General features: G+C 64.5%; 15 protein-coding genes. All 15 read right to left on the bottom strand.

The window, feature by feature from the left end:
• Positions 1-13: 13 nt before the first annotated feature.
• Entirely contained in the window at positions 14-589 is a 576-nt protein-coding gene (locus SH412_RS10165) for a DUF1788 domain-containing protein (protein WP_336523401.1), read from the bottom strand.
• Positions 586-1,176 carry a DUF1819 family protein gene (locus tag SH412_RS10160; protein ID WP_336523400.1) on the bottom strand — a complete coding sequence of 197 codons (591 nt, stop codon included), beginning with the start codon at positions 1,174-1,176 and terminating at the stop codon, positions 586-588. The genes SH412_RS10165 and SH412_RS10160 overlap by 4 nt, the downstream gene beginning before the upstream one ends.
• Before the next feature lie 356 nt (positions 1,177-1,532).
• Complete coding sequence (locus SH412_RS10155) at positions 1,533-1,904, bottom strand: hypothetical protein (protein ID WP_336523399.1); 372 nt, start codon at positions 1,902-1,904, stop codon at positions 1,533-1,535.
• Between the two features lie 65 nt (positions 1,905-1,969).
• On the bottom strand, positions 1,970-3,025 hold the full coding sequence (locus SH412_RS10150) for a helix-turn-helix transcriptional regulator (RefSeq protein ID WP_336523398.1): 1,056 nt from the start codon (positions 3,023-3,025) through the stop codon (positions 1,970-1,972).
• A gap of 1,363 nt (positions 3,026-4,388) precedes the next feature.
• A complete protein-coding gene (locus SH412_RS10145) occupies positions 4,389-6,782 on the bottom strand; it encodes an AAA family ATPase (RefSeq protein ID WP_336523397.1) in 2,394 nt (797 codons plus the stop codon).
• A gap of 132 nt (positions 6,783-6,914) precedes the next feature.
• Positions 6,915-7,220 carry a DUF1580 domain-containing protein gene (locus SH412_RS10140; protein ID WP_336523396.1) on the bottom strand — a complete coding sequence of 102 codons (306 nt, stop codon included), beginning with the start codon at positions 7,218-7,220 and terminating at the stop codon, positions 6,915-6,917.
• A 181-nt stretch (positions 7,221-7,401) separates the two neighbouring features.
• The gene (locus SH412_RS10135) at positions 7,402-8,433 is read right to left on the bottom strand and encodes an IS630 family transposase (protein WP_336518647.1); all 1,032 of its coding nucleotides are present in this window, start codon (positions 8,431-8,433) and stop codon (positions 7,402-7,404) included.
• A gap of 156 nt (positions 8,434-8,589) precedes the next feature.
• A complete protein-coding gene (locus SH412_RS10130) occupies positions 8,590-9,351 on the bottom strand; it encodes a hypothetical protein (RefSeq protein WP_336523395.1) in 762 nt (253 codons plus the stop codon).
• 120 nt (positions 9,352-9,471) lie between these two features.
• Positions 9,472-10,545: a tyrosine-type recombinase/integrase gene (locus SH412_RS10125; RefSeq protein WP_336523394.1), complete on the bottom strand. Its 1,074-nt coding sequence runs from the start codon at positions 10,543-10,545 to the stop codon at positions 9,472-9,474.
• A gap of 205 nt (positions 10,546-10,750) precedes the next feature.
• Entirely contained in the window at positions 10,751-11,539 is a 789-nt protein-coding gene (locus tag SH412_RS10120) for a DNA-methyltransferase (RefSeq protein WP_336523393.1), read from the bottom strand.
• 246 nt (positions 11,540-11,785) lie between these two features.
• Positions 11,786-12,664, bottom strand: a complete 879-nt coding sequence (locus SH412_RS10115; protein WP_336523392.1) for a DNA adenine methylase — start codon at positions 12,662-12,664, stop codon at positions 11,786-11,788.
• Between the two features lie 56 nt (positions 12,665-12,720).
• Positions 12,721-14,577 (bottom strand): glycosyltransferase, encoded by a 1,857-nt coding sequence (locus tag SH412_RS10110; RefSeq protein ID WP_336523391.1) that lies wholly within the window; start codon positions 14,575-14,577, stop codon positions 12,721-12,723.
• 16 nt (positions 14,578-14,593) lie between these two features.
• Positions 14,594-15,790: a hypothetical protein gene (locus SH412_RS10105; RefSeq protein WP_336523390.1), complete on the bottom strand. Its 1,197-nt coding sequence runs from the start codon at positions 15,788-15,790 to the stop codon at positions 14,594-14,596.
• Positions 15,787-16,506: a hypothetical protein gene (locus SH412_RS10100; RefSeq protein ID WP_336523389.1), complete on the bottom strand. Its 720-nt coding sequence runs from the start codon at positions 16,504-16,506 to the stop codon at positions 15,787-15,789. Before SH412_RS10100 ends, SH412_RS10105 begins: the two co-directional genes overlap by 4 nt.
• The gene (locus tag SH412_RS10095) at positions 16,503-18,971 is read right to left on the bottom strand and encodes a hypothetical protein (RefSeq protein WP_336523388.1); all 2,469 of its coding nucleotides are present in this window, start codon (positions 18,969-18,971) and stop codon (positions 16,503-16,505) included. The genes SH412_RS10100 and SH412_RS10095 overlap by 4 nt, the downstream gene beginning before the upstream one ends.
• Between the last annotated feature and the right edge of the window lie 38 nt (positions 18,972-19,009).

The following is a 19,009-nucleotide window of genomic DNA, read 5'->3' as shown; positions in this document are numbered from 1 at the left end:
CAGGGCCTCGGAATTACGGAACGAGCTTGAACGCCCGGTAGTAGTTGTTGTTCTTCAGCTTGCCGAACAGCCGGAGGGACTGCCCGTCGTACCGGCCGGGATAGAACATGACGAGCGGCGTCTGCCCCATGACGGCGTGGAGGTTGTTGAGCAACGTGTGCGAACGGAGAAGCGGCCAGACACTGCCGACGCCGGAGACGATGACGAGATCGTGCTGGTCTGGCTGGGCGGCATCGGCAAAGAGGGGCCCGAGTTTCGATTCGTGCAGCGGACCGGCCAGCGCCTTCTGGAGCGCTTCGTCTCCCTTTTCCCGCTGCATCTGGATCGCTTTGTCGAGCAGATTGCGGCTGCGGAGATATTCGAGCACGAAATCAAACAGGTTGACATGCTTCACGCGCAGGTCAGGCCTCTGTTTGGGAATGTGCTCCAGCAGCGTGCGGAGGAAGTCGCGGACCCGCAATTCGTCTTCCGGGGGATAATCGAAGATGTAAAACGCGATCTCGTTCCCGATGCCGCTGCCGCTGAGGAATTCATCGGACGTGATCCGCGGCATGATCTTGTTGAGGCGTTCGTTGAGAGTGTCGCTCATGGGGCCACCTCGATGCAGCGGAGGACATATTTCTCACTGTGAGCCCTCAGGTATCGCAGCACCGGCTCGGCGATGTGGACCTTCTGCAACCTGAGAGACCGCGTGTTTTCGATGTAGCCGGCCTGAGCCAGCATCTGAAACACGGAAGAGCGGAGCCGACGTCGGGTCGTTTCGTTCCACAACGGCATCTCGGGATCGCGTTCCCGGCACCCAGTCAGATACTCAGACCAGAGCGAATTCGACAGCGTCTTCGCAAATCGCCGGTACTGCTCGCACACGATCGACTGCAGAAAGTCGCCGAGCAGGGGACTGTGTTTCACCGCGGCGGCAAAGACCGCATGCGTGGCCACGTCTCCCTTGCCGTCGCGAACGAGCTTCCAAAGACCGGCTTCCATCGTCTCCAGACGAGCGCGAATCAGTCGGCAAAGACGGCGGGCCGTTTCGGGATTCCGTGCCTGCAGCAGATTCTCTGCCTGGATCGCCTGAGTCCAGCCAGTCGGATCAACTTGTCGCATGAGCAGGTCCGCGATGATCCTGCTCTCAGGGAGCTTGAGGGAACCAGCGGTGATGTCAGCCCGATAGCGCATCAGACTCGATTCAAGGAGCAACTCGGTTGTGGTTGTCACGCGTTGAGCGCCGAATGCGATGCTCTCTTGGCGAGCCTCTGGCCAGGCAGTCGACGATGAATTTGACGTCGAAACCCTGTCGAGGACGCTTCCCGAGCTGCGGCGGATCGAGCGACTCAACTTGTTCATGTTCAAAATTGTTCAGCGGAGTGTAGCTCGCGGGACGTACTGCTCGCAACTGGCAGCAAGTGCTCAAGACAACGAACGTTGCAACGTGGCTCTGGCATGAAGTGCCTAGCATTCCGATTCGTTCGGATTTGCCGGCAGATGGCAAGACGAACAGGCCTGTGTCGTTTCGCGTCCGAGGACGATGTCCCCTATTTCTGAAGTTGCCGCATCACCGACCAGACCTTGTGGAGCGACTGTTCGTAGGCCGCTCCGGCCAGTCCCTGATGCTGGGCCACCTCCGACTTGAAGTTGTCGAAGTCCAGTTCGTCATTCAGGGCGGCGAGGACCTGCCCCCAGATGGGCTTGGGGACGAAGATCCGGAACGCGTAATCACTGCCGGGAAAGTGCTGGATGTCGGCATCGCCGAGCAGCTCGGGAAAACGCTGAAACAGGGCAGCCAGGTGTGTCTTCAAGCGGGCACGGATCATCAGCCGGTCTGGATCAACCGGCTGGTCATGACCGCCAGCACCCTGCCGGGCGCAGACTGCGCTGAAGAAACCGTATCTGGCGAAGAGCCACATGGCGGGATTTTCCTTTCCGGGGAGCGCGAGCGGCAAAGTCATCCGGGAGTTGCGATCGAAGGGCGTCAATTCGGTGCAGAGGGGCGGTTGGAACGCGGCGGCGGAGAAATCGGCGGACTGTCGGACGGTCGCGACCGCTCGTAAACATCCAGCGTCCCCCGCAGTGTTTCCGCCAATTCCTCCCGCAGGTACGGTGGCTCCAGGATCTCCGCATGGGGTCCGAAGCTGAGAATCCACGCCAGGAACTCTTCGAACGCGGTCAGGCGGAACTCGACATCGGCGCTGCCGTCTCTCCGCTTTGTCAGCATCTGCGAGTCGTGGAACTGCTTCTCTTCCAGAATCCGGACGACCGTCCGCCGGAAGCGAACCCGCACAGTCGTCGGCGAGCCGTCGCTCCGGATCAGGCCAAACGCCCCGGCCAGGTGCTTCTCAATCTGGAACTCTCTGGGTTTGGGGAACTGCAGTCCCTGGACGTCGACGTCGGAAATCCGATCGACTTTGAACGTCCGGATCTCGTCATGGTCGCAGGACCAGCCGACGAGGTAGAGCGCCCCCTTGTGGAAGACCAGAGCGTACGGATGGACGTCGTAGAGCGTCACGGGTTCCGTCGATCGGAGCGACTGGTAGGTCAAGACAGAAAGTCTGCGTTCCTCGATCGCGAAGACCAGCTGGTCGATCAGTTCGGCCTTCGATGAGTAATCGGTCTTGCCGACCGCGGTCTGGTGAAATCCTTCGGCCAGCTTCTCCAGGTGGCGAAGAGCCGCCGGACCGAGACGCGTCCGGATCTTTTCGAATGCCTCCCGCGACGACTTCCAGAAGACGGTTCCAGCAAGAGGCTCCAGCAGCCGTTGCCCGACATACAGAGCCGCCGCTTCCTCGACCGTCAGTTGGAGCGCCGGCAGACGGCCTTCTTCTGCGATCCGCCAGAACTTCTTGCCGTTCGTCCCGGCCTGCTCCTCCAGTGGGAGGCCTAGCTGCTGGAACAGCTTCAGGTCCCGGCGAATCGTCCGCAGATTGACGCCGGTGTCGTCCGCCAGTTCCTGCACAGTCACGCCTAACCGGCGGGCGGACAGAACCTGCAGGATCTTCCATTGCCGTAAAAGACCGGGTGTCTCAGCCATGCCTCACACTTTCATCTTGAAGTCGCGGGCGATTCTACCAGTGGGGTGGGACACGGGGTGTCATAGCGGGGGCCAATAAGATGATCCGCGAACCGAAAGGATGATTTCGGCTTCATCGTCTCAAACCGGTTTGGTTCGGCTCCGGTCTCAAAAGGTGGGGCTCCAGTGCGCCGTGAGGAGGCGGTACAATTTCGTGACTCCGGTCGTCATGTCAAGGGACCGATCTGGCGAGTGGATGGAGGCCACAATGAGTACGATCGCAGCCTGCCGCGAACCTCAGATTCGCACCGAGCCCGGTCGAGCCTGTGGCTGGTGTCAAAGGCGTCTGCGACGCGGTCAGGATCTATACTGCTCGCGGAGCTGCTACGCGAATGCCCGTCAGTGTGAAGCGGCTCGGAAGGCCATCTTCAACGGGAAGTCTTGTCGCTGCTGCCGGCGCGCTCTGCGGCATGGCCGAAAGGTCTACTGCAGCCTGGACTGTCGGACCCGGTTCGAGCGTCCGCGGAAACGCTGCTGGGTCTGCTGCCAGCTCGTGCGTCAGAAATCCGCGAGCTACTGTGGCGCCGCATGTCGGGAATACGGTCGAACGCTCCGACGAATGCGGACAGAAGAGCTGAAACGCCGTTGCCGCCGGCAGGAGCAGCAGATCTTCGCACTGGTTCCCACCCATGTCTGCGTGGCCCGGCGACGCTGTGGCGGTACGGGCCTGGAGCGACTGGGCTGGTTGAAGGACGAGTTTCCGCAACGGAATGGAGCCGTTGTCTGGAAGGTTGGTGGGTGGGTCTACGCCGAAGCCCGCAGCTGGCGGACGTCCGAAGCCCGACTGCGCCGGATCAGCGACGAAGAGATCCAGCGGCTCTCTGACCTGCCAACTCAGGCGACTCCCCGGATCGAGAGGAAGGCGAGGCGACGGACTCACAGCGTAATCGTTGTGAAGGTCCCGCCCCCTCCGCGTGGCTTTTATCGGGTCGGCAGGTGATTGCGGGTTTTACAAACGCCGTTTCGGATTTGAACTCCTGCCCCCGAGCCAAGTTGCGCGTCAGGTTATCCGAGACTTTATCGACTGATTCTGCTGGTGATCCTCAATTTACCATCGAACCATAAGTCTGTGCCCTCAAGTGAGGAGATGGGCACTGGTCCCGTCTTGCTCAGCCCCGGAACAGCCGGTCGAGTTCGTCCAAGTCAGTCGGTTGCGTACTCACCCGCTGTGAGCGTCTCTGTGTCGCTCTGACGGTTCCGGGGAATGCCGTGGCAGATCGACCATCGTCGGGACTGCGGAGCCGCCAGCGGCAGCGTGCGAAGCGTCCGCTGGCGACTTCCTCAAACCGATCGCCGCCACAGTCCGGGCAGGTGTCGGCAATCATTACCAGCCCCCTAGCAGCGCGGGATTGTACGGCAGGTCTGGTTCGGGCTCGTCGTCAACCGGCTCACTATGCCCATGATGGTTTTCTTGGGCCCCTTGAACTTCTTGAGCCCCTTCTGAACGCTTGCATGTCGTTCCGGGCCTGGAATTGAAATCAAGTGGCTCATGGGGTTCATGGGGTTCATGTTTCTCATGTGGGATGGTATGAGCCAGTAGCCCCTCCGGCAGCGACACTGCCCACTTTCCGGACTCCCGGCATTTCGTTGCTTTGACGTTCAGTTGCTCCCGCGCTCGCTTCAGGGTTGCGGGCGTAATCCCGTGAGCGGTCGCGGCCTCCTTCATATCATTCGACGGGATCGGCCCATCGTTGAGCAGTTCCAACAGCAGGTCGCAGGCGCGGTGGAGTTCGCCACGATCTTGGTCGCTGCTTCCGGCGCTGTCGGCTTCCTTCCGCAGATACTCGTCGCCGGTCATTTCCACGGGATTGGCTTCCCAGCGGATGTGCGAGCCGGCTGGCCCGTTCTCGATCGTCATGGCCAGTCCGGGGATCGTCTTTGCCAGGTTGCACTTCACCGGCAGCAACAGGCGTCGGTTTTTGTCGTCCAGATCCTGGCAGAACATCCAGACCGCACGGGCGGCCGCTGCAAAGGCCAGGGAGCCGGTCGAGCGGTACACGGCCTTCCCCCCGCCGCTCTTGTTCAAGTGCGTGATCGAGACGACGGAGAAGTCATAAGTGGCAGCCAGGTCGGCCAGCGGTGACAGCATGACCCGCACTTCGGCGTTCTTGTGGCTGTCGGTCTTTCCGGTGTAGGACGAAACCGGGTCGATCACCTCCAGCTTCACATCGCTGATCTCTTCGGCGGCCCGCTTCAGAATCGGCAGGTCTGTCGTCATATCGAAACCGCGTTCGGCCTCGTTGCCTTCGGCGTCGGCCATCTTCACACATTTGAAGATATGCACCCGCTGCAGGTCAGCGCCGGCCGCAATCAGTCGCGGGACAATGGTATCGTCCGCGTCATCTTCGGCGGAGAAGATGATGACGGAGCCAGGATCGCAGCCAGGGGAGCCGTCAGGCCAGTTCCTGCCGGTCGTCACCCGCGCGGCGATGTCTACTGTCAGATGCGACTTTCCCAGGCCGGGATCGCCGCCGATCAGCGTCATCTTCCCCAACGGAATCCGGCCCGGCCACAGCCACTGCACTTCCTTCGGTTCAACGTCACAGGCCCGCACGAACTGCAGGGAAGTTGTCATCGCGGATTTCTTGCCGGCCGCCGACGATGATGTCTTGGGCTGGACGGTGCAGTGCGTCGAGCCCGGCTGTGTGATCTTGGGAAGGCTTCCATAGCCTTGTGATCGCAGGGCCTTTGTCGCGTCGGAGAAATCCCCGTCGTGCTGCAGGCGGGCGTAGACTGCGAACTTGGAATAGGACTGCTCCGCGTCCAGATCAAGATTCGACGAAAAGACGTGCAGCCGGTTGGTCCCCTTGAAATTGATCGTGGCGGCCAGAAGGTTGCCGGAGCCCTTCCGGTGCAAGCGAGTCACACCGGCCGGCGTCGTGTCGATGACTTCCAGCCCGAGGTCGGGGAGCAGATCCTCCCAGCGGGCACGAGCGTTGTAATCGTCCCCCGGCCGCAGGTCGTCGCCGGTCTGCAGATTCAGTTCAGCCGGGATCGACTCGGCCTGCTGCTCCTCGGGAAACCCGTCGAGTATTCGAGCGATGGCCAGCAGGGTGCGCCGCTCGTCGCCGGTGATCCGCAAGGCATCTTCGATATTGGGGCCTGCATGGTGCGTGTAGCCTGGCGTCGGGAATTCGAGGGCGTATCCACCTTCCCCGCGAGTCTCGATCAATACTGCCTTCTTAGGGCGTCCAAGGCGGTCAAGATCCGGGGAGCCTTCCGCGTTGAGCTTCGGCACGTTGGCCAGCTTCTGATTGCCTTCGACAGGCCCCACACAGCGGAACCGGATGTGAAAGCCCTTCCGCGTCTTCGTGACCTGCAACCGATTGGAGATTCCGGGGAGCAGTTGCTCGGCCTGCACCAGGAAGGCCTCGCAGGTCCGCTGCGAATGATCGGCAGAGTATCCCTCGGGCAGATCGAAGTCGACCGTCTCCAGGTTGCTGCTCACCAGCCCGTTGACGACCGCGATCCCATAGGCTCCGTCGGCAAACCAGCCGTCGATCTCGTCGGCCGTCGGCAATTCCGTCGTGAAGATGTCCCACGAGGGCTTGCCGTCAATCCCGGCTGGAAGACGATCGAATGCAGGTCGTTTGTCAGATCCCACCGGGATAAACGAGATTCCGGCCTGCAGCAGGCTGCAGGCTCGGGCCCGGATCGGATTGATCGGAGCCTCCGGTCGGGTGGGCTTGCTCGCATCCTGCGACAAGGTAGAATCCATGCTATATCGTTTCTCATGGCCCGGTTGGTGCTCGTCACACCGCCGGGCTCCCTTTGTCGGTGGCTGCTGATGATGAGGGGGCGTCCGTCGCTTTCTGGAGAAGTGAACGAACAGAGAGCACGCGGAGACGTCTCACGCCCCGAGGGCTTCCAGGGCTTTCGCAGCATCCCGAGCCCGACGAACAGCATCGTCATCGCGGACCGGCGGCTTGGCAGTCGGTTCGGCGTTCCAGGCGGCAATGAACCGGTCGATGGCGTCACGTTGGACGAAGCGCCGCCCGCCGCATTTGAACGACTCCAGGCGGACGGTCTCCCCGTTGGGACCGCGAACGCCGTTCAAAATCCACCGCCAGACTGTGGCGATGGACGGTCGACCGGGGAAGAGCGCCGGGACCTCGGGAACAGGGACGGCGTTGTAGACATCAGTCGGCGATATCAATAACCCTTTCATTCAACTTACGGCAGGCACCGTTGCAAAACGTTGTGTTTCGCATGTGAATGAGAGGGTAGGCGTCGACCGTCCCGCGATCGATTTGAATTGAGTCAGATTCTGCGCAGAGTCACCGAATCTGCGCAACTAAATCACCGGCCACGATTCTGAAACACTTCGATGGTCGTTCCTACAGCGCCGCCGGTCGCCGGTGGTTGTGTCGGCGGATGTAGGAGCGGACGTTTCGCATCAGTTGCGGCATCGTCGAGCATTTGTGGTTCCGTGTCACGTTGGCGTGTAAGTCCTCCCACGTTCGTTCGATCCGGTTGTGATCCGGACAGTACGGCGGCAGGAAGTGCAGGCGCAGCCTGCGCCCCAGCGGCGTCGCCAGACTCTCCCGCACCAGTCGGGTCGTATGGATCGCGTAGTTGTCCAGGACGACATGGATCTTCTTCGCCTGCGGATAGCGCTGCGTCAGCTCCCACAGCAGCAGTACGAACAACGCCGTGTCCTTCCGGTCGCCTTCGATCGCGATCAACTCCTTCGTCCGCGCATCCTGAGCCCCCGCCAGGTAACGCTTCTCGTTCTTCCCCGGCGTGAGAACCTGTTTCTGCTGCCCGCGGAGCATCCAGTCCTCGCCGATCTTCGGATTGAGATGGATGTCGATCTCGTCCTCCCAGACCGCCACTTCGCCCGTCGGCAGATGCGCCACCAGTTCCTCGATCTGCTCCAGACACTGCTGTTTTTCGGCCTCCGGCCACGGACACTCGACCGTTGGCTTCGGTCGTCCGCGCCGCGCCCCGATCAGCCGCAAGGCCCGGCTCATCGTCGACAGGCTGATCTTCACACTCGTCCGTCGACGGAGCGTTGTGATCAGCATCTCCCGCGTCCAGGTCGGCCGCTTCCAGCCGTCCTGCAGCGGATCGCCGGCCACGACCTCCCGCAACTGCGTCAGGTACTCCTCGGTCAGTTTCCGTGGCCCGTTGCCGCCCCGCCGGTCGAACAAACCGATCTCGCCGTCCTTCCCGTAACGCTGCTCGGTCCGATACACGGTGCTGCGACCGACCTTGAGCGAGCGGGCAATCCAGGTGGGAGAACGTCCTTCCAGTCGATGGATCACGATCAGATACCGCGTTCTCAGCCCGGCGTCCTTCAGAAACTTCAACTGCTCGGACAACCGCTGCTTGGCGCGCTCCGCCCGGGGTGAAAGAATGCCTTCCATGGGGAACTCCTTCCTTGGTTTGGAGTTGTGATACCTCCAAGGTAAGGGTTCCCCATCTCGTTTCCACTGCAATCCCTCCGCTCTGCCGCGCGCCTCACATTCGTGGCCGGTGATTTAGGTCGAAGTTTTGCGCAGAGTCGCCGAACCTGCGCAGCGTCACTTCAGTTCCGACGTGCGACCTTCCGCGTAATAGCCTTCAAGCGCCCGGACGCTGATGGCCTTTCCCGGCCGGGTTGCCCATCTGGGAACAATGTTCCCTTCGGCGTCGACGACGGTCTCCTCCGTCATTTCCTGGGCGATGGACTTGACGCTCATTCTGGCGTTCTTCTTCAAGCTCAGCCGGCGCTTCATCTCGGCAATCAATTCGAGCTTGCGCTCGTTCGTCCTTGTCATTCGCGCCGCTGTATTCTGCGATCGAGTCGCGGCTGCAGCCTGCTCCCGCTTCACCAAGTTCTCGTATTGAGAGAATTGGACTGCTGCAAAATAAAAACCGGCGACAAAGCAGCAATAAGCAGCCTCCCGAGGTTTGCCGTCCTGGAATGCCTGGCGGGCGTTCTCAACTTCGATCCAGGCGGTCTTGGCGTAATACTCCGGAGAATCAACTGACGGCCGCTCTCCGCCGACAAGAAAATGTGTGTGGCGAGGGAGTTCGCCGGTTGCCTCAATGGCCTCATTCATCTGCGGAAGAATGCTCAGAAAAGTACTTGTGAGGAACTTTTCTTCGTTCGTCGAGAGCCGAGCGCCGAGCGCCTCGACTATGGGGCGGCATTGCTCCTCAGCCTGTTCCAGCAGCTCGTCGATGTTGTGACTCAGCACCAGTTTCAGCTTTGATGGGGTATCCAACCCGTCAAGTGATGGATATGGTCCGGAGACACGCATACCGGGAGACACGTCCTGGCGCTTTGCCTTCTTTCCCATTTGTGTCTACCCCCGATTGGCACGATTGCAACTCTGCGGTCGCAGCCCGGCTCATGAAGTCTGAGACGCAGTTCGCTACGACATTCTCAGGCTATCGCATTCCCTATCGGCGAAGAAGAATCAGCCCAAGGCTTTCGCCGCTTCCACCGCCTGCCGTTCCGCCGTCCGCGAATACATTAGCGTCATGGCCTTGGTGGAGTGTCCCAGCAGGCGCTGCGCGGCCTCGGTGTCGACCATGTCAGCCAGTTTAGTGGCGACGGCGTGCCGGCACTGGTGCGGGCAGAATTCCGGGATGTTGTTCGCCCGGCACGCGTAGCGAAGTCGGCCGGAAAACGTGTCACGACGGGTCGCGAACAGCCGGACGTCCGGGTCGGGCGACGTGAAGTACTTGGCCAGGATCTTCTGCGCAGTTTCATTAAACTGCAGCACGCGGGATTTTCCACGAGCCGCGTTCTTATGATTCTTCAGCTCGGCGCGCCAGACTTCGCCGGTGCGTTCGATGTCGCCGACTCTCAGGTTGATGATCTCGCCGGGCCGCGCTCCCGTCAGCAGCAGCAAGTCCAGAATATCGCGGTCCCGTTCTTTCAAATGCTGGCGGACGGCCTGCACCTGTTCGTCGGTGACCGGCTTGCGCCGTGGTCGTTCCGGGGCGGCGGATTCGCCCGGAGCCAGGGCGGGCAGGGATTCAAGCGGCACCAGCGTCTCGGGTTTGACCATTTCCCAGGAAACACCCACGCGGAAGATCAGGCGGATGCGAGCGACCTGGGAATTGATGAAGCCCCGCGACCAGCCGGTTCTCACCATCGCCTCGCGAACGGCCCGGAGTCGCAACGGTCCGAAGCTGTCGGTCGACGTCTCGCCGCAGATGGCGCGCAGATGGCGAATCGCCCCTTTGTGGCAGTCCACTTCCGCCGAGGGCGTCCCGTCCGAATTCCGATACCGCTGAGCGTAGTCCGTGAGGAACCGCAGGCAGAGTACGTTGACGGTGATTGAGCGAGGGCCTGCCGCCTCGTTTTCGGCCGGATTCGGCAGTTCGCCACGCTGCAGCCCCGTGATGATCGCCGCATAGCGTTCGCGGGACTCCGGGGATCCGTAGGGGCCAAGGTAGACCCGCTTGCGGTTAATGTAGGCGCATGCCTGCCCGCTGGGCGTGTGGCGCGAATAAGCCGGAACGGTCGACTTTGGACGTGGCATTTGTGCAGCTCCAGGGTTTGTGGGTAGTGACTACCCACATTCACAACTGGATTCTGCTGCACTGCCGACCGTCGGCAGGTAACGTAACTCGTTTCAGCGTCAGACAATGCCCAAGACAGGACTTGAACCTGCACGGTATTGCTACCACTAGGCCCTCAACCTAGTTGCGCACGCGTTTCAGGGCAGCTTGAAGCGGTCGCGCCGGTCACACCGCCAGCGAGCGATTCCGGGGCGGCGCGCGACGGGGTGGTTCGGCCGGGCGGACCGGCTGCAGGCGGCCGCGCGAGATTTCGCAGTACTCCCGCTCGCGTTCGATGCCGTCCGCCGGGCGGCCCAGTTCCTGCGCGGCCACCAGCGTGGTTCCGCTTCCCGCGAACGGGTCGAGGATCCGCGCTCCGGGTGGGACGACTTGCACCAGCTCCCGCAGCAGTTCGGTCGGCTTGCCCGTCAGGTGATGCTTGTCCGCCTTGCGGACGCCGACCGAGTAGCAGCCGTCGAACGGTCCGGCGTGGGTAGCCTGAGGGCAGGCGCCCTTCGTCCCCCAGACCAGATATTCGCATTGGTGGCGGAAATAGCCCTTATGCGGGGCGCGGGCTCCGCTTCCCTTGTCCCAGGCGATGATCCCCCGCCAGGTCAGGTCGGCCGCCTGAAAGGCGTCCGTCATCGCGGGGAGCTGTCGCCAGTCGATGAAGACCAGGCAGTACCCTCCCGGCTTGAGCAGCCGGCGGCAGTCGATCAACCATTGCTGACACCACCAGGTGAAAGACCGCTGGTCTTTGAGGTCTCCGCCGAACGAGGGGCGGCCCCGGAGTTCGCCGTCCTGCGAGTACTTGTCTTCCGGCGATCGGCGGCGTTCGCCCGCCGTCGTCCCGCCGGAGCAATACGGCGGGTCGGTGATCACCGCGTCATAGCTCGCCGGTGCGAGCTGTGGGAGGGCTTCGTGGATCTCGGCGTGAAAAAGTCGGGTCTGAGCGTTCTCGAAAAATGGTCGCATCGTGCGGGCCTTTGCTGCAGGTGAGATCGAACGAACGAGCGGGTTCGATCGCATCAGCGGCGGGCCGCGAATCCGCGCAGCAGGAACCGCACCAGCCGGGAAGCGGCGGCGCGACGGGCAACAGTGAGACAGGTTGGCGGCAGGCATGCAAATCCCCACGGGGACACGCATGTCGGCCTGCCAGATTCAGGCTGACGTGTGGACCGGCCGGCAGCTCCTACTGCCGGCCGGTCGCTTCTCTTTCGGTCAGACGGCGAGCTGCTGAGCCCGGGCACGTTTGCGCGTCGACGACGTCGTCGACGGCGGAACGCTCGCGGCGAGCGACGGTCCGTTGATCAGCAGAATTTCGGGCGGCTTCACTTTCTTGACGCCGTTCTGCGGGTGATGCGTCCACTCGCTGAGGATCCGCTTGTGCCAGCCGGCGTAGAGCTGGTCGAGCAGCGGGTGGTCGTAATAGCTGACGATCACCCGGGCCTGCTGGAACCGGGCGAGGGCGGCCGCCAGGCGGGCATGGTCTTCGGCGACGAAGTCGTGCCGATACTTGCCCCCCTTCACGACGTAGGGCGGGTCGCAATAGATCAGCGTTCCCGCTTCGTCGGCGATGCGGCCCAGGACGTCGAACCCGTCCCGCTGCAGGATCGTCACGTTCTGCAATCGGTCATGCCAGGCGCGGATCGAAGCCAGGGCGGCCCGGAACTTTGACGGCTTCGAGTCGCCGGAATTCTTGAAGCGGGTCGCAAAGGACTGGGACGACGTCGTGCCCGCGTACCCGTTCATCGACATCCAGCAGACGCAGAAGAAATCGGCCGCCCGGTCGACGCCTTCTACGAACGGCTCACGCTGCCGTTCCAGGGCGTCCTTGTGGGTGGCCTCGCAATTCAGCCGCCGACTGAGACGTCGCACCAGGGCGGCGCACAGGACGGAGCTTGCGACTGTGCGGGCCAGGTTGATCATGTCGCCGTGCAGGTCGTTCAGAGTCTCGAACCGGCAACGCTCCTTCTTGAAGATCATGCCGAACCCGCCGGTTAACGGCTCCCAGTAAGCGCGATGGGGGCCGAACTCGGGCAGGATGTGACGGGAGAGGGCTGGCTTGCTGCCGTACCACGGGACGATCTGGTTCAACATGCGAGCGTTCCTTCGCGTTTGAGGAGAGGTTTCGAAACGAGTGATTTCGCGCGGAATCACTCCCGCCGCGGGCCGCTGCGGGCGGCGTCGCGGAAGGCGGCGACCCACTCGCTGGCCATGCGGCGGGCGTTGCCGCGGTACAGGGCGAATTCCCGTGCCCGTTCGACCACGGGACGATGGAGCGGATCGACCGCCTGCCGGACCGCAGCCGCCAGGACGTCCCCGGACGGATCGAGCGGGACCGGGACGTAGAGCGCCCCATGGCGCGCCGTGAGGTCCGGGAGCGTCCCGACCGGCGTGGCCACCAGCGGGCAGCCGGCGGCGAAGGCCTCCAGCGCCACCAGCGGCCCCCCTTCTTCGTGACTCGGCAGGATCAGACAATCGAGGGCCTGATAGATTTCGCCCATCGTCGGGCTGTGCGTCCAGACGACGCGGCCGCCGGTGAGCTGTTCGACCTCGCGCCGGGTCTGCAGAGTCAGCGCCGACGACGCCGGCGACTCGACCGACTGCGGCGAGCAGTAGACGGCCACGGCGTCGGGTCCGAGTCGATTCACGGCCTGGGCCAGTGCCAGGGGATTCTTTTCAGGACTCCAGCGGCCGACGAACCCGACCGCCAGTTGTCGCGAGGAGACCTTCCAGCGCCGCCGGACCTGCCACCGCGATTCGAGCGGGTGCAAGGCCGCCAGGTCGGCCCCGTTGGGGATCACCTGCAGCCGGCGTCGATCCTCGGCCGGCACGTTGCTCCGGCAGCGTTCGGCGACGCCGATGATCGACGTAGCCAGGTCCCCCAGCTCGGCGGCCGACTCGGTCGACCAGATCCCCGTCGCGTGCAAGGCCAGGACGATCGGCAGCCGGTCGGCGAACGGTTCCAGCAGGGAGCGGAAGCCGTGCCCCCAGACGTAGAGGACGTCGCAACGGTCGACCAGCTCGGCGAGGGCCTCGGCAGCCGTCGTCCGTCGATCGACTAGCTTCGAATCGGACCCGGGGCGCTCGTTGGCCGGCCCGCCGGTGATCGGCATGGCCTGACGAATCACGGAAGCCGAGGCGTCATCGACCGGCCCGCGATCGACGACGACAGCGCCCGCCCACCGCAGGCCGCGGGCATGCTTCACGAGCATCTGCAGATGGCGGGTGACGCCGCCGGCGACCAGCGACGGCGTCACGAACCCGACGCGCACGGTCTCCCGCGAACGCGGTCCGGCGGCCTGCCGGTAGCGATCGGCCCAGGCGACCGGGTAGTCGAGGGTCTCGTTGCGATCGTGGCGGCGGTACCAGTGAATGCCGGAGCTGCGGGCCACTTGCCAGCCGGCCGCCTCCAGTCGTTTCCAGAGCCAGTAGTCCTCGGAGATCATGCCCACCGGTTCGAGCTGCTCGTAGGACCGCGTCCCGTCGATCGCCACGCGGCGAACGAGGCTGGCGCTCGTGGCGCAGCAGGACTGCCGCATGTCGCACAGTTCGGGAGCCCAGACCTCCGACGACAGGCCGAACTCGTGAGCCGTCCCGGTGACGATCCCCACCCGCTGGTCGTTGAAGAGCGGCAGGCCGACTTCCAGGAAGTCCTCGCTGAGTTTGTCGTCGGCGTCCAGGAACACGACGTACGGGGCCGACGTCGCCCGCAGTCCGGCCCGCCGGCTGAGCGTGGTGTCACAGCACTGGACCTGCAGCACCTGCACGCCCCGGTCCCGATACCGCGCAGCCACGGCCGCCGAGTCGTCCCGGCAGTTGTCCAGGACGACGACGATCTCGGCCGCCGGCCGGGTCTGGGCCAGGGCGGATTCCAGCGCCTCGGCCAGGAAGCGCCCGTAGTTGTGGCAGGGAATGACCACGGCGCAGTTGAGCGGACCGGACCGGGCCGGCGTCGGAGTCGGATCCATGGCGCGGGGCTGCAGCACGGCATGAGACTTGAAGGCCACGGTGGAAAGCATCCTTTCAACGGTCCAATCGATCGATCGAGAGCACTCCGCGATCCGTCGCGAAGTAGCAGTTCTCGTCACCGTCGATCGCGGTGTCGCGAACGGTGACGCCGGCGGGACGCCAGAGCGGGCGCCCGTCGTCGTCGTACATGGCCCCGCCGGCGAGCGCCCAGCCGAGCCCCTCGGTCGTTGGAGGAATGACCTCGCCATCGATCACGGGCACTTCCCCCACGGTCCCACGGGCCGCCAGCGAGCCGTCTGCGCCACGCAGCACGATGTAGCCGCCGAACGGACTGACCAGGCCGACGAAGTCGGGCGCACCGAGCAGCAGGCCGCCCCCTCCGCCGAATTGGAAGTCCGTCGCCCACTGGAGGATCGGCGACGCGTCGAGCGCGGAATTGACACGCCCGATGAAGTGGTTGGGGGAGTCGTCCAGATGATTCTGGATCACAGCGACCTGACCGGCCCAACTGCCGTTGACGAAGATCCCATCCGCCTGGCTCGTCGTGGGACTCGGCCCCAAGAACGCCTCGTCGACGGCTGGATCGATTACGCCATCGTGGCCGAATTTGTTGACCGCGAAACTCTGGGGCAGGTATTGGTCGAGTCCGATCAGGAACCAGCTCCGGGAATGGCCCAGAGGCGGCCCCGCCGGCCAATGGATCATCGGGACGGGCTCGTCGGGCTGCAGCGCGGGGGGCGTGATCTGCGTCCAGGTCGACCGGCCGCGGCCGTCGATCCGGTACCAGGCTCCGGGAATGGCTCCGTTGATGTCGCGGGCCACGGCGTTGCCCCAGGCATGCCCCTGCCGGCCGGGAGCCAGGCGGACGTCGATCGGCGTTGACGGCGGAAAGCGTTCGACCGTCCCCCCCACCGGTGGCCAGGTCAGCTCGGACAGCCAGCCGAACGGAGCCGGCGACCAGCTCCAGCGGAGTTCGCCAGCCGGGCTGTAGCAGCGGACCGTCCACATCGGCGGCTGAGCGGTGTCGGGATTGTCGCGGCAAGCCCGGCTGGGCGAACTGCCGAGAATCACGTTCCCCGCGTCGTCACACGAGACGCAGATCGACTGCAGCGGGAGCGGACCAAGACGCCGGCCCGCATTGACGGCCTCCTCGGCCGCGTCCCAGCCGGCGAAGTGATCCCGTCGCCACAGGATCTCGCCGGCGCGGGAAACCTTCCAAAGCGTGCCGAGGCCGGAGCAGCAGCGTTTCATTCGCCCTGCTCCCAGCACTCGTGACTCACGACATGGTGCCAGCGCCCCTTCAGCTCCGCCCAGACGAACGTGCCGGCGAAGAGCGTGTCGGCCAGCGGCCAGAGAGGATAGACCTGCACGACGCGTTCGATGGGCCACCAGCGGGTGCGGGTGACGGAGGCCGTGGCCTGGTCGACCAGCGGGACAGCGGCCGTCAGCTCCGGAGGTACGTCGTCGGGATTATCCGGCGTGAGTCGGATGAACCATTGGCGGACGTCCCACGCCGTCTGGAGCGCTCCCCAGGGCCGGCCGGGGCCGTCGACTTCGACCTTCACGCCGGCCAACTCGGTCATGCCTTCCAGGACAGCCTGCAGCTCGGCGGCGGTTGCTTCCTCGCTGACCGCCGGCGTGTGCGACGTCCCGACCTTGCACCGCCACTCCAGCGGTTCGGAATCTTCTTCGTCGTCGGGCAGGACGCCCGTCGTGATGCGGATGACGTATTGTGCGGCCGTCCGATTCGGATCGTCGTTCGGTTGCGTCACGACGGCGTCGACGGCCGCCAGGTCGCCCAGCGCGCGCGTGTCGAGATCGGCCAGGAGCATGGCCCGCACAGCGCGCGCCGCCTCGACCCGACCGTTGTCCGGGGGCGCCTGACTTCCCAACGCCCCGGTGCGGTAGGCCCGCAGCAAGGCGCTGAGCGTCGGGACGTCGCGCGAGTCGATCAGGACGCCGCTCACAGGAACGCCTCCCCGTTGACGGTCGCACCCAGCATGGTCAGCTCGCCGCCGGTCCGGCGGATGGCTCCCACCGTGACGTCGCGACCGATGATCACCTGGCCGGCCCGTTGAACCAGCCTTCCAAATTGGGCGGAGTCTTCGGGGAACAGCGCAATGCCGAATTCGCCGTCGACGACTTCGAGGCGATTGTCGACGTGGTCGCCGTCCCAGAGAACGGCGGGGATGCCCGCTTCCGTGCTGCCGCCGGTGGCGATGACTTCGATCGACGTCGGTTGATCGCCGGTCGCCAGCTTGATCCGGGTGGAACCGCTGCCGTTGCCCGCTCCAATCTCGATCGACGTCGCCCACAACTCCAGCTTCAACGGGCGATACTCGTCGTAGCCGGCCGGGTTGGTGCGCGGGAGACCGAGTTTCGAGCCGGCGAACCGGCTGTCGACGAACAGGTTCGCGAGCTGGACGCCCACCTGGTGGATTCCGGTTCCACCGCTGGTCAGGTTGACTGCGTCGCCGTCCGGGGTGAGCGCGAGCTGCAGCGAGGCGCCCGTGACGTTGACCGCGTAGTACGTGGTCGCGTCGGAGAGGCCGCCGGGCAGCGTGTCGGACGAACGGACGGAGAGGGCCTGACCGTTCCAGAATGTTTCGCGTCCGGTGGCCAGCGTCAGCCGGTCGGTCGCCGGATCGGCGGTGAAGGTGCAGCGCTGGCGGAGGCCGTGCAGCAGCTCGGCGCGGGCCAGCTCCAGCGACACGTCGTCGCCGGAGCCAGGGACGCCGGGCAAGCCGTCCGCGTCGGCCCAGTTCAGCGGATCGTCCCAATGCAGCGGGCCGCGGCTGCGCTGGATCTCCGTCACGACGACGGCCGCTCCCCCCTGCTGGAGCGTGGTGACCGCGATGCCGGCATTGGTCAGCGTGTGGGTGGCCGTCATCTGCGGCAGGTTGCCGAGCGACTGGTCGAACTCACAGACGATCGGATGCGTTGGCCACGGTCCGCCGTAACAGGTGACGAGCCCGGCCCCGACGTTCGGCAATCCCTCCAGCTCGGTCTGCAGCTCGGACGACGTCGTGGCGAAGCCCAGTGGGGCCGTCGTCTGGTCGTCCAGCGTGAGCGTGACGCCCCCCTTCCAGGCGTCAGGGCTGATCGCCACCTGCTGAATCTCTTCGCCGCCGAAGCCGATCACTTCCAGCAGCGCCAGGTCGGTCGACTGATAGCCCAAGGCCCAGAACTCGAAATACAGAATGCCGTCGCCGGAGTAGCTGGCGAGCAGGGTCTCCAGGGGATCGGTCTGTCCCGTGCCGGCTTTGACGGGGTTGTTCGACGAGCCGCCCAGCGCGGACGACAGGGTGGACATGATCTCGTTGTGCGTCGCCGTCCACGGAATCTCGCCCGTGACCTTGTCCCCGAGCTTGAGGCGGTAGCCGGTCCCGACCGTGGGACCGATCAGCCGCAGCGACTGCTGCTCGTTGGTGCCGGCAGCCCCCTCGGCGACGGTCGTACTGGCGATCGTCCCGCCGCCGGAGACGACCTGCAACTGGATCTGAGCCAGAGACGTCGACTTCCAGTCGCCCACCCATTCGACGACGACCCCATCGGTCGGATTGACCCACGACGCGGCCAGCGTGCCGGAGAGCGAGACGTTGCCCTCGCCCCAGACACTCGTGCCATTCCCCCAGCGGGTGGCCTCCAGCGCGTCCGTCATGGTCGCCAGGCTGGCGTCCGCGGCGAACGGGGCGCTGTAGTTGAACCCGCTGCTATTGGGTACCACCCAGCGGACGGTGATGCCGGAGAGCGAACCGGGATCGGACGTGAACCGGAACCGCTGCTGCTCGTTCGTGCCGGCGACGCCGGCCACTTCCTGCGTCACCAGCAACGGCGACGTCGACCCGGCTCCGTCCTGCAACGTGTCGATCGAGACGGCGGCGTTCCCGCCGGTCAGGTTCGTGCGATCGGTCGTCAGCTCCGGCTGATCGACGTCGGCCAGGTCGCCAATGAACCGCACCCGCCAGGCTCCGGGCTCCCCGGTGACTTCGACATTCCCCGCGCCGATCGTCGGAACGGCTTCGAGCGTTGCTTTTACCACCGACGGCAGGGCGGTCACCGAGATGGCGGCCGAAGTCTGACCGGCGAACGTCAACGGGAAGGTTCCCCCCGCGCCGGCCGGGCCGATCGTCACGAGCTGCTCGTCGTCGGCCGTCGCCTCGCCGTTGACCAGGCCGCTGACTTCGAACGGCTGGCCGGGCGACTTCGACGTCAGCAGGACGTCGACCCCGTCGGCGGCCGCGGCCACTTCCAGGAACTCCGGCAGTCGGGAGGCATTCCAGGCGGCCGCGATCGCCGCGGCGTCCCAGCTCGACACGGCGACCCCCGTCTTGCCATTGATTCCGAGCGTAATCAGTCCAGTCGCCTGGCTGGCCAGCCGGCTGATCTGGGCCTGCGTCGGCGCGTCGCCCCGCAAGATGCGTTTCGTCATGGTCAGACGTCCTTCCGTCTCAAAGCTCCAAATCTCAA

This window comes from Planctellipticum variicoloris, from assembly GCF_030622045.1.
GTDB lineage: Bacteria > Planctomycetota > Planctomycetia > Planctomycetales > Planctomycetaceae > Planctellipticum > Planctellipticum variicoloris.
Note: the sequence above shows the minus strand (reverse complement) of the source record. Positions and strands in the feature narration are given on the sequence as shown.